Annotated in this window: 9 protein-coding genes and 3 pseudogenes; 10 read left to right on the top strand and 2 right to left on the bottom strand. The window is 55.7% G+C overall.

The features are described from left to right. Positions 1-17 precede the first annotated feature (17 nt). From ACMWKK_RS04490 to ACMWKK_RS04450, 9 genes and pseudogenes are all read left to right on the top strand, one after another. On the top strand, positions 18-899 hold the full coding sequence (locus ACMWKK_RS04490; protein WP_112780119.1) for a carbohydrate ABC transporter permease: 882 nt from the start codon (positions 18-20) through the stop codon (positions 897-899). Then, a pseudogene (locus tag ACMWKK_RS04485) lies at positions 886-1,727 on the top strand (carbohydrate ABC transporter permease). The gene ACMWKK_RS04490 and the pseudogene ACMWKK_RS04485 overlap by 14 nt, the downstream one beginning before the upstream one ends. 28 nt (positions 1,728-1,755) lie before the next feature. Beyond that, positions 1,756-2,808: a zinc-dependent alcohol dehydrogenase gene (locus ACMWKK_RS04480; protein ID WP_112780121.1), complete on the top strand. Its 1,053-nt coding sequence runs from the start codon at positions 1,756-1,758 to the stop codon at positions 2,806-2,808. A gap of 17 nt (positions 2,809-2,825) precedes the next feature. Beyond that, positions 2,826-3,614: a sugar phosphate isomerase/epimerase family protein gene (locus ACMWKK_RS04475; RefSeq protein WP_112780122.1), complete on the top strand. Its 789-nt coding sequence runs from the start codon at positions 2,826-2,828 to the stop codon at positions 3,612-3,614. 11 nt (positions 3,615-3,625) lie between these two features. Further along, positions 3,626-4,684: a Gfo/Idh/MocA family protein gene (locus ACMWKK_RS04470; protein WP_112780305.1), complete on the top strand. Its 1,059-nt coding sequence runs from the start codon at positions 3,626-3,628 to the stop codon at positions 4,682-4,684. Then, positions 4,678-6,957, top strand: a complete 2,280-nt coding sequence (locus ACMWKK_RS04465) for a glycoside hydrolase family 65 protein (RefSeq protein WP_112780123.1) — start codon at positions 4,678-4,680, stop codon at positions 6,955-6,957. Before ACMWKK_RS04470 ends, ACMWKK_RS04465 begins: the two co-directional genes overlap by 7 nt. Then, positions 6,947-7,612 (top strand): beta-phosphoglucomutase, encoded by a 666-nt coding sequence (gene pgmB, locus ACMWKK_RS04460; RefSeq protein WP_406542752.1) that lies wholly within the window; start codon positions 6,947-6,949, stop codon positions 7,610-7,612. Before ACMWKK_RS04465 ends, pgmB begins: the two co-directional genes overlap by 11 nt. Before the next feature lie 13 nt (positions 7,613-7,625). Beyond that, positions 7,626-8,708 (top strand): ABC transporter ATP-binding protein, encoded by a 1,083-nt coding sequence (locus ACMWKK_RS04455; protein WP_406542751.1) that lies wholly within the window; start codon positions 7,626-7,628, stop codon positions 8,706-8,708. Between the two features lie 65 nt (positions 8,709-8,773). Then, positions 8,774-8,977 (top strand): annotated as a pseudogene (locus ACMWKK_RS04450) (OmpG family monomeric porin); the annotation flags it as partial. 15 nt (positions 8,978-8,992) lie between these two features. On the opposite strand, the gene ACMWKK_RS04445 reads toward ACMWKK_RS04450, so the two are convergent. Further along, positions 8,993-9,690 (bottom strand): IS1 family transposase gene (locus ACMWKK_RS04445; RefSeq protein ID WP_226328485.1). Its coding sequence is split into 2 segments (ribosomal slippage): positions 8,993-9,441 and positions 9,441-9,690, totalling 699 coding nucleotides; the frame shifts between segments, so codons are not numbered across the junction. Between ACMWKK_RS04445 and ACMWKK_RS04440 the strand changes: the two are divergent. Further along, positions 9,673-10,464: pseudogene (locus tag ACMWKK_RS04440) on the top strand (OmpG family monomeric porin); the annotation flags it as partial. The gene ACMWKK_RS04445 and the pseudogene ACMWKK_RS04440 overlap by 18 nt on opposite strands. A 32-nt stretch (positions 10,465-10,496) precedes the next feature. Here ACMWKK_RS04440 and ACMWKK_RS04435 read toward each other — a convergent pair. Next, positions 10,497-11,507: a LacI family DNA-binding transcriptional regulator gene (locus ACMWKK_RS04435; protein ID WP_045331166.1), complete on the bottom strand. Its 1,011-nt coding sequence runs from the start codon at positions 11,505-11,507 to the stop codon at positions 10,497-10,499. Positions 11,508-11,570 lie beyond the last annotated feature (63 nt).

Below are 11,570 nucleotides of genomic sequence, written 5' to 3'. Positions count from 1 at the left end.
CTCTGCGGAAGGAAATTATGAAGACGTTGTTTTCTGGTCGTTCAGATATGCCTTTCGCCATGCTGCTGTTGGCCCCCAGCCTGATTTTGCTGGGGGGCCTGGTGGCCTGGCCAATGATTTCCAATATTGAAATCAGTTTCTTACGTTTGCCGCTTAACCCGCGTATTGATGCGGTGTTCGTCGGGCTGGATAACTACATCCGCATTCTCGGTGATGCCGCGTTCTGGCACTCGCTGTGGATGACGTTCTGGTACACCGCGCTGGTGGTCATCGGCAGCACGGGGTTGGGGCTCGCGGTGGCGATCTTCTTTAACCGTGAATTCCGCATGCGGAAAACGGCGCGTTCACTGGTGATTTTGTCCTACGTCACCCCGTCCATTTCGCTGGTGTTTGCATGGAAATACATGTTCAACAACGGCTACGGCATCGTGAACTACCTGGGCGTCGATCTGCTGCATCTGAATGACCAGGCGCCGCTGTGGTTCGACAATCCTGGCAGCAGCTTTGTACTGGTGGTGCTGTTCGCGATCTGGCGTTACTTCCCGTACGCGTTCATTTCATTCCTGGCGATTTTGCAGACCATTGATAAGTCACTGTACGAAGCGGCGGAAATGGACGGGGCAAACGCCTGGCAGCGTTTTCGGATCGTTACGCTGCCCGCCATCATGCCGGTGCTGGCAACGGTGGTGACGCTGCGAACCATCTGGATGTTCTACATGTTTGCGGATGTCTATCTGTTGACGACCAAGGTCGACATTTTGGGCGTCTATCTCTACAAAACCGCGTTCGCGTTCAACGACTTGGGTAAAGCAGCGGCGATCTCTGTGGTGCTGTTCGTGATCATCTTCGCGGTGATCCTGCTGACCAGAAAAAGGGTAAACCTCAATGGCAACAAATAAACGCGTCCTCAACCGTATTGGTTTTTATCTGGGGCTGGCGGTGTTTCTGGTCATCACGCTGTTTCCGTTCTTCGTGATGCTCATGACGTCGTTTAAGAGTGCGAAAGAGGCGATATCGCTTAGCCCGACCATTTTGCCGCAGGCGTGGACGCTGCAGCATTACGTCGACATCTTTAATCCGCTGATTTTTCCGTTTGTGGACTATTTCAGAAACAGCATGGTGGTGTCGCTGACCTCCTCGGTGATTGCCGTGTTTCTCGGCACGCTGGGGGCTTACGCTCTGTCCAAACTGCGGTTTAAGGGTCGCACGACGATCAACGCGAGTTTTTATACCGTTTACATGTTCTCCGGGATATTGCTGGTGGTGCCGCTGTTCAAAATCATCACTGCCCTTGGGATCTACGACACCGAGCTGGCGCTGATTATCACCATGGTGACCCAAACGTTACCGACAGCGGTGTTCATGCGCGCAGCTATTTCGACACCATCCCGGACGAAATCGAAGAAGCCGCGATGATGGACGGCCTGAACCGCCTGCAAATCATCTTTCGCATCACCGTACCGCTGGCGATTTCCGGGCTGGTATCGGTGTTTGTCTACTGCTTCATGGTGGTGTGGAACGACTACCTGTTTGCGTCCATTTTCCTGTCCAGCGCCAGCAATTTCACCTTGCCGGTCGGGCTGAACACGCTCTTTAGCACGCCAGATTACATCTGGGGTCGCATGATGGCGGCATCGCTGGTCACGGCGCTGCCGGTGGTCATTATGTACGCCCTGTCTGAACGTTTTATTAAAAGTGGTTTGACCGCCGGGGGCGTGAAGGGCTGAGGCGGCCAATTTTAACAAGGAGTCAGTCATGAAAAAGTTAGTTGCGACAGCGCCGCGCGTGGCGGCGCTGGTGGAATATGAAGATCGTCCGGTTGCCGGTCATGAAGTGAAAATTCGCGCCCGCTTCGGCGCGCCGAAACACGGTACCGAAGTGGTGGATTTCCGCGCCGCCAGTCCGTTTATCGATGAAGAGTTCAACGCGGAGTGGCAGATGTTTACCCCGCGCGAAGAGGGTGCCGCGCGCGGGATCGAATTTGGTAAGTTCCAGCTCGGGAACATGATCGTCGGCGACATTATTGAATGCGGTGCTGACGTCACGGAATATCAGCCCGGCGATCGCGTCTGCTGCTATGGCCCGCTGCAGGAGACGGTTATCGTCAACGGGGTGAACAACTACAAGCTGCGCAAAATGCCGCAGGGCGCCTCCTGGAAAAACGCCGTTTGCTACGATCCGGCGCAGTTCGCCATGAGCGGCGTGCGCGATGCCAACGTCCGCGTGGGCGACTTTGTGGTGGTGGTCGGTCTGGGGGCCATCGGACAGATAGCGATCCAGCTGGCGAAAAAAGCCGGTGCGTCAGTCGTCATCGGCGTCGATCCTATCGAACACCGCTGCGAGATCGCCCGCCGTCATGGGGCGGACCACTGCCTGAACCCTATCGGCACGGACGTCGGTCTGGAAATCAAAAAGCTGACCGGGAAGCAGGGCGCGGACGTGATCATCGAGACCAGCGGCTTTGCAGATGCCCTCCAGTCCGCGCTGCGCGGCCTCGCCTACGGCGGCACCATCTCCTACGTTGCGTTCGCGAAACCGTTCGCGGAAGGCTTCAATCTGGGGCGCGAAGCGCACTTCAACAACGCGAAGATTGTCTTCTCCCGCGCGTGCAGCGAGCCAAACCCGGACTACCCGCGCTGGAGCCGCAAGCGTATTGAAGAGACCTGCTGGGAACTGCTGATGAACGGTTATCTGAATTGTTACGATCTGATCGACCCGGTCGTGACCTTCGCTACCTGCGCTGAAAGCTATATGCAATATGTCGATCGGCACCCGGAACTGAGCATCAAAATGGGCGTCACTTTTTAAGCTAAGGAGAGCAAATCATGAAAATCGCAACACAGAACCAGGCCTTTTTCCCGGCCAACATCATGGAAAAATTCGAGTACATCAAAGCGATGGGTTTTGATGGCTATGAAATTGACGGCAGGCTGCTGGTGGAAAACCTCGCCGAGGTGAAGGCGGCGATTAAGGCCACCGGCCTGCCGGTAACGACGGCCTGCGGCGGATACGATGGCTGGATTGGCGACTTCATCGAAGAGCGCCGTCTGAACGGGTTAAAGCAGATTGAACGCATTCTGGACGCCCTGGCGGAAGTGGGCGGCAAGGGCATTATCGTGCCTGCAGCCTGGGGAATGTTTACCTTCCGTTTGCCGCCAATGACCTCACCACGCAGTCTCGAAGGAGACCGCAAAGCGGTGAGTGCGTCGCTGCGCTGGCTGGATGAGGTGGCCGCGCGCACCGGCACCACCGTCTACCTGGAGCCGCTGAACCGCTATCAGGACCACATGATTAACACCCTGGCAGACGCGCGTCGCTATATCGAAGAGAACGATCTCAAGCACGTGCAGATCATCGGCGATTTCTATCATATGAACATCGAAGAAGATTCGCTGACGGACGCGCTGCATCAGCATCGCGATCTGCTGGGCCATGTGCACATCGCGGATAACCACCGCTATCAGCCGGGCAGCGGCAGCCTCGATTTTGCCAGCCTGTTCGATCGGCTGCGTGCGGATAATTACCAGGGTTACGTGGTGTATGAGTGCCGCGTTCGCGCCGAGGATCCGGCTCGGGCATACCGGGATTCACTCACCTATCTGCGTAAATGCTAAGGATGACGAGCGTGATGAGTGCTTCTACACCTTCGCCTCTGCGCGTTGCCATCATTGGCGCCGGGCAGGTCGCGGATAAAGTGCACGCCTCGTATTACGCCACGCGCAGTGATGTTCAGATGGTGGCCGTCATGGACAGCCACCCTGAACAGGCTCGGGCGTTTGCGGAACGTCATGGTATTCCCTCGGTATGGCAGGATGCGCGAGACATGCTCGACGCGGCGAAGCCGGATGTGGTGAGCGTCTGTTCGCCTAACCGATTCCATTTCGAGCACGTCATGGCCGCGCTGGAAGCCGGCTGCCACGTGATGTGTGAAAAACCACCAGCGATGACACCGCAGGAGGCCGACCGGATGCGCATGGCCGCACGCAGGGCAGGGAAAGTGCTGGCGTATGATTTTCACCATCGCTTTGCTCTCGATACGCAGCTGCTGCGCGAGGCCGTGATGAAGGGAGCGCTGGGGGAAATTTATTACACCTCGGCGCAGGCGTTGCGGCGCTGCGGGGTTCCCGGCTGGGGCGTCTTTACCAACAAAACGCTCCAGGGCGGTGGGCCGCTGATTGATATCGGCATCCATATGCTTGATGCCGCGATGTACGTGCTGGGGTTCCCGGCGGTTAAGCGGGTGACGGCACACAGCTTTCAAAGGCTGGGCAACCGAAAAAGCAGCGGCCAGTTTGGTGAATGGGACCCCACGCAGTTTACCGTTGAGGATGCCCTGTTTGGCACCATTGAATTTTGCAACGGCGGCATTCTGCGCCTCGACACGTCGTTTGCGCTCAATATCCGTGAGCAATCGATCATGAACGTCGCGTTCTGCGGGGAAAAGGCGGGGGCGACGCTGTTCCCGGCGCACATCTACCACGACGAAGCCGGAACTTTAGTCACCCTCTCGCAGCGTGAAGAGGCTGACGACCAGCGTCACAGGCGCAGCATGGATGCCTTCGTGCGCCATGTTCAGGGCGAGCCCGTCACGATCGCCGATGCAGAGCAGGGGCTGATTATCCAGCAGCTTGTCGCCGCGCTGTATCAATCAGCAGAAACAGGGGAAAGCGTGACGTTATGCTAAACGTGTCTGTATTAACCGAACCGGGCTTTTGTCCACACAGCCTGAATAAATACGGCTCCATTATGGCCTGCGGCAATGGCTACATGGGGATCCGCGCTGCGCACGAAGAAGATTACACCCGGCAAACCAGAGGCATGTATCTTGCGGGGCTCTATCACCGGGCGGGGCGTAACGAGACCACTGAGCTCATCAATCTACCGGATATCATCGGTATGGATGTTGAGCTGGATGGCGTCAACTTCACGCTCCTGTCAGGCGACATTCTTGAGTGGCAGCGCGGGCTGGCGTTTGCCAATGGCGAACTTCGTCGCAGCGTCGTCTGGCGCGCGCCTGACGGAAAACGGTATCGGCTGGAGAGCCGACGTTTTGTGTCGCTGGACCAGCTACCCCTGGTGGCCATGCAGCTTTCGATCACCCCGCTTGATGCCGCCACGCAGGCCGTGCTGAAAACCGGCATTGATGCCACGCAAACGAACAGCGGCAGACAGCATCTGGACGAAATATCGGTCAGAGTGTTTGACCAGCAGTACATGCAGGGCGTGTATGAAACGCAGGACCGTGCGTCAGACGTTGTTGTTTCGGCATTTTGTCAGCTCTCCGCAAAGAGCGACAGCTGCTTCACCGCCAAAAATCGTCGTCTCAGCGTTCATCATTCGCTGACGATCGCGAAGGGTGACACCGTCACGCTTGAGAAAATCGTCTGGGTGACCCACCGCAGTGATAAAGCGCTGTCGCAGGCGTCTTTCGCTCACAACGCGCTGGCCGATCTTAAGGCCTGTGCGGCAAGAGGCTATGACGCGCTGCTTGAGAGCTCATCCTATGCCTGGAAAGATGTCTGGCGTGACGCGCGGGTTGAGGTGGACTCTTCGGAGCATCAGGATCAGATGGCGCTGGACTACGCCGTCTGGCATTTGACGGCCATGACGCCTGCCCATGATGAGCGAAGCAGCATCGCCGCCAAAGGGCTAACGGGAGAAGGGTATAAAGGCCACGTCTTCTGGGATACCGAAATTTTCCTGCTGCCTTTCCATCTCTTCACGCGTCCCCAAACTGCCCGTAGCCTGCTGCGCTATCGTTGGCTCAACCTGGCCGGGGCGCGGGAAAAAGCCCGTCGCAACGGCTGGCCCGGCGCGTTGTTCCCCTGGGAAAGCGCCGCCAGCGGTCAGGAAGAGACGCCGGAGTTCGCGGCTATCAATATCCGCACCGGCACGCGCCAGAAGGTGGCCTCCGCGCTGGCGGAACACCACATCGTGGCGGACATTGCCTGGGCCGTCGTCGCTTACTGGCAGGCGACGCACGATGATGCCTTTATGCGCCATGAAGGCCTGACGCTGCTGATGGAAACCGCTTCGTTCTGGATGGGCCGCGCAACGGAAATCAACGATCGTCTCGAAATCCATGACGTCATCGGACCGGACGAATACACCGAACATGTGAACAACAACGCTTACACCAACTATCTGGCCTGGCATAACGTTGCCTGCGCCCGCCGGTTTATGGCGATGTTCGGGCGGGAGGATGACGGTTTTACGCAGAATGCCACGCGGTTCCTGACGCGCCTGTGGCTGCCGGAAGCCGGTTCAGACGGCGTGATCCCGCAGGATGATACCTTCATGGCGAAGCCTGCCATTGACCTGAGCCGCTATAAAGCGAAGGCGGGCAAGCAGACCATTCTGCTCGATTATTCCCGTGCGGAAGTGAACGACATGCAGATCCTTAAGCAGGCTGACGTGGTGATGCTGACCTATCTGCTGCCGGAGCGGTTTACGCCGCAGCAGTGCGCCGCCAATCTGGCATTCTACGAGCCCCGCACGATCCACGACTCTTCGCTGAGCAAGGCCATTCACGGGATTGTCACCGCCCGCTGTGGTGACACCGAAGGTGCCTACGCCTTCTGGCGTGATGGCGTCGCCATTGACCTTGGAGACGATCCCCACAGCTGCGATGACGGAATTCACGCCGCTGCGACCGGCGCTATCTGGTCCGGGGTCATTCAGGGCTTTGCCGGTATGCAGATAGTGGAAGGGGAGCTGCATCTTTCCCCACGGTTGCCAGCCCACTGGCGAAGACTGGCGTTCCCCCTGCGCTGGCGGAACGCAACGCTGCGCTTCACCTGTGAACACGAGGTGCTAACCATTGTGACGTCGGCTCCGGTCACGCTGACGCTGTGGGGCAAAACGCTACGCGTCTCGGGGCATCAGGTTTGCGCTTATAAGGACTTTCTTGCACCCACAAATGGGACCGCTACCACGGAGGGGCGACATGACGCTTAAAGCCGTTGTATTCGATCTGGACGGTGTGATAACCGATACCGCACACCTCCATTTTCTGGCCTGGCGTGCGGTGGCGGAGGAAATCGGCATCACCATCGACGAGGTGTTTAACGAGCAGCTGAAGGGCATTAGCCGCATGGATTCCCTGCAGCGCATCCTGAAGCATGGCGGGAAAAAGGGGATGCTCAGCGATGAGCAGCGCCTCGCGCTGGCGACGAAAAAAAACGCGCGCTATGTGCAGTCTCTGGCGTCACTGACGGAGTATTCACTGCTGCCCGGTATTCGCAACCTCCTGGCGGATATACGTGCGGCGAACGTCAAAATTGGGCTCGCCTCCGTTTCCCTGAATGCCCCTGCCATATTGCGTGCCCTTGGCATTCAGCACGCGTTTGATTTTTGCGCCGATGCGTCCCTCATTATCTGTTCGAAGCCAGACCCGGAGATCTTCCTCGCCGCCTGTGCAGGCCTGAATGTCCGTCCTGAAGAGGCTATCGGCATCGAAGATGCCCCTGCGGGCGTCGAGGCGATCAACGCGGCGGGAATGCTATCGGTTGGGATTGGATCTGGCCTGAAACATGCGGGATTACAACTTCATTCAACGCGGGAACTGACCTGGACACGCCTGACCGAGTTTTGGGCATCCCGGGCGTATTGATAAGGAATTAACAATGGCTCAACTGTCTCTGAAACACATTCAGAAAATCTATGATAACCAGGTCCACGTGGTGAAGGATTTCAATCTCGAAATCGACGATAAGGAGTTTATCGTCTTCGTCGGGCCTTCTGGCTGCGGTAAGTCCACAACGCTGCGCATGATTGCCGGTCTGGAGGAGATCAGCGCGGGGGAACTGGTTATTGACGGGGTTTGCATGAACGACGTGCCCGCCAAGTCTCGCGATATCGCCATGGTGTTCCAGAACTATGCGCTTTACCCGCATATGACGGTCTACGACAACATGGCGTTTGGCCTGAAGATGCAAAAGATTGCGCCTGCGGTTATCGAAGAGCGCGTTAACTGGGCGGCGCAGATCCTCGGGTTACGCGAGTACCTTAAGCGCAAGCCAGGCGCGCTGTCCGGCGGTCAGCGTCAGCGCGTGGCGCTGGGCAGGGCGATAGTGCGGGAAGCGGGCGTGTTCCTGATGGATGAACCGCTCTCCAACCTCGATGCCAAGCTTCGCGTGCAGATGCGGGCTGAAATCAGCAAGCTGCACCAGAAGCTCAATACCACGATGATTTACGTAACCCACGATCAAACGGAAGCCATGACGATGGCGACCCGCATCGTGATTTTAAAAGACGGCATTATTCAGCAGGTCGGCGCACCGAAGCAGGTATACAACGAACCGGCAAATATGTTTGTCGCGGGGTTCATCGGCTCGCCGGCCATGAACTTTGTTCGTGGCGCTATCGACGACCGCTATTTCGTCACGGAAACGCTGCGTCTGGCGATCCCGGAAGACAAGCTCGCGTCACTGCATGCCGCAGGGTATCAGCGTAAAGCCGTAGTCTTTGGGATCCGCCCGGAAGATATTCTTACTCTGCAGAACAGCGGTGAGAATATCGCGGCGAAAGTCAGCGTAGCCGAACTGACCGGTGCGGAGTTTATGCTTTACGCCACGGTTGGCGGCCATGAGCTGGCTGTTCGCGCGGGTGCCGCGAATGATTATGCCGCAGGGAACAGTATCGGCATCCAGTTCGATATGAATAAGTGCCATTTCTTCGACGCTGAAACCGAAGCGGCTATTAGATAAGAAAGGTGTTCGCCGGAAATACCTATTTCCGGTTTTTTGTTTGTTACTTATAAAGGGAATATTTGATGAGTACTCTACTAAAAAGTGCTGCGCTCTTGCTGTGCGCAGGGGTTAGCTGCGCACAAGCATCAGAAACAGCTAAACAGTGGGCGTTTAATATTGGTGCGATGTATGAAATTGAAAACGTCGAAGGGCAGGGAGAGGATAAAGACGGATTGTATGAACCCTCCGTGTGGTTTAATGCAACCTGGGATGCCTGGACAATCTCGGGTAATGACTCCAACTTACTGATAGTGTTTTATGTTCAGATAATGCCCGATGACCTTGTCATGCAGCTCCACCGATTTTGAGAACGACAGTGACTTCCGTCCCAGCCTTGCCAGATGTTGTCTCAGATTCAGGTTATGTCGCTCAATGCGCTGAGTGTAACGCTTGCTGATAACGTGCAGCTTTCCCTTCAGGCGGGGTTCATACAGCGGCCAGCCATCCGTCATCCATACCACGACCTCAAAGGCCGACAGCAGGCTCAGAAGACGCTCCAGTGTGGCCAGAGTGCGTTCACCGAAGACGTGCGCCACAACCGTCCTCCGTATCCTGTCATACGCGTAAAACAGCCAGCGCTGACGTGATTTAGCACCGACGTAGCCCCACTGTTCGTCCATTTCAGCGCAGACAATCACATCACTGCCCGGCTGTATGCGCGAGGTTACCGACTGCGGCCTGAGTTTTTTAAGTGACGTAAAACCGTGTTGAGGCCAACGCCCATAATGCGTGCACTGGCGCGACATCCGACGCCATTCATGGCCATATCAATGATTTTCTGGTGCGTACCGGGCTGAGAGGCGGTGTAAGTGAACTGTAGTTGCCATGTTTTACGGCAATGAGAGCAGAGATAGCGCTGATGTCCGGCAGTGCTTTTGCCGTTACGCACCACGCCTTCAGTAGCGGAGCAGGAAGGACATCTGATGGAAATGGAAGCCACGCAAGCACCTTAAAATCACCATCATACACTAAATCAGTAAGTTGGCAGCATTACCCAATCTCGCTCGCAATGTATCAGGAAGGGCCCGTTGATTACAGCAGCATGACCCGCGGGACCTATTTCGATCGTCCTGAAGTTGAATTACGCTATCGTTTTATCGGAACCGATGATTTTACTTTCGGTCTGACCGGCGGTTTCCGTAATTATAGCTATCACTTTAAAGATGAACACGGCGCCAGAGACGGCAGCGCAAATATGCAGCGCTATAAAATTCAGCCTGACTGGGATATTAAATTAACCGACGACTGGCGCTTTGGCGGCTGGTTTGCCATGTACCAGTTTGCCAACGACCTGGCAAAAACCGGCTATGCTGACAGCCGCGTCGAAACGGAAACGGGCTTTACCTGGACGCTTAACGAAACCTTTGCAGCTAAAGTAAATTACTATTTAGAGCGCGGTTTCAACATGGACGGTTCCCGTAATAACGGCGAGTTTTCTACCCAGGAAATTCGTGCCTATCTGCCCATTTCGTTAGGCCAGACCACCCTGACGCCTTATACCCGTCTGGGGCTGGATCGCTGGACGAACTGGGACTGGCAGGACGATCCTGAGCGTGAAGGACACGATTTCAACCGACTCGGTCTTCTCTACGCTTACGATTTCAACAATGGTTTATCCATGACGCTGGAGTACGCCTATGAATGGGAAAATCATGACGAAGGTAAAAATGACCGCTTCCACTATGCGGGCGTCGGGGTAAATTACGCGTTCTGACCGTAAATTCCAGGGGCGAACGGCCCCTGGTTTTAGCGCAGAGAGGCCGCCAGCAGAAAGTGGGTATCAACAAGCACTTTTCGCGGGACGGGATGTCCCGCAATGCGTCTGAACAGAAGATCGCTGCTCTCTTCCCCGAGCTTTCGGATGGGGATATCAAAGCCGCCCGGGGCGGGGGTTAAAACGAGAGACAGCATCGGGTCACTGTATCCGGCTATCACCACCTGCTCTGGGATCATCAGATTCAACTCATCCGCCGCGCGATAAAGGCTGAGCAGCTTCATGCTGTCGGTCGCAAATACCGCATCAGGCGGCGTGGGCGAGGACAACAATTCCAGCGCCACCGTCAGCGCACTTTCATGGGTATAACCGCCATCCCTGATCCACTCGGGGTTAATGGCAATATGATGCTTTTCCAGGCTGGCCTTATAGCCCGCCAGACGATCGATTGAAACATGATAATCAAGCGGCGCATGCAGGCAGGCAATTTTACGGCGACCGTTTTTAATAAAGGTCTCGGTGAGCGTGGCGCTGTCATGAAAATTATCCGTGTCGACGGAATAAATATTCTGATATTCACCTTCGACTTTGCCGATAACCACGATCGGTACGCCATACGCATCCAGCGTGGTAAAAAAGGATTCATTTGCCGGTGAACTCAGCATAATGATCCCTTTGATCATCTTCTGTTTTATTTTACTCACGCATTTCAGCAGATCGTCTTCGCTGCTTTTTGACGTCTGTAAAATAACATCAAATCCTTCTTCTTCCGCTTTTGCCGTAATGGCGTGAAGCACATCGGAGAAAAACGGATTGCCGGCAGTGGTTTTAGTGGAGCGGGTTGAAATAACCATAATGGCATCGAAGCCTGACGTCGTCAGGGCGCGGGCCAGTTTGTTGGGCTGATAATTTAATTCGTCAATCGCCTTCAGCACTTTGTCGCGCGCTTCGGGAGAAATATTCGTTTGTTTATTCAGAACGCGGGAAACGGTTGATTTCGATACGCCCGCAACCCGTGCGATATCATAGATGGTGGGTGACATACACCTTACTCACTCCGGACTGACAGCAATGTCGTTCATCTTACTGGAGAGAAAACGGCAATA

The organism is Enterobacter sp. 01-M-03-SI-ECC (assembly GCF_047530215.1).
Lineage (GTDB): Bacteria > Pseudomonadota > Gammaproteobacteria > Enterobacterales > Enterobacteriaceae > Enterobacter > Enterobacter chengduensis.
Note: the sequence above shows the minus strand (reverse complement) of the source record. Positions and strands in the feature narration are given on the sequence as shown.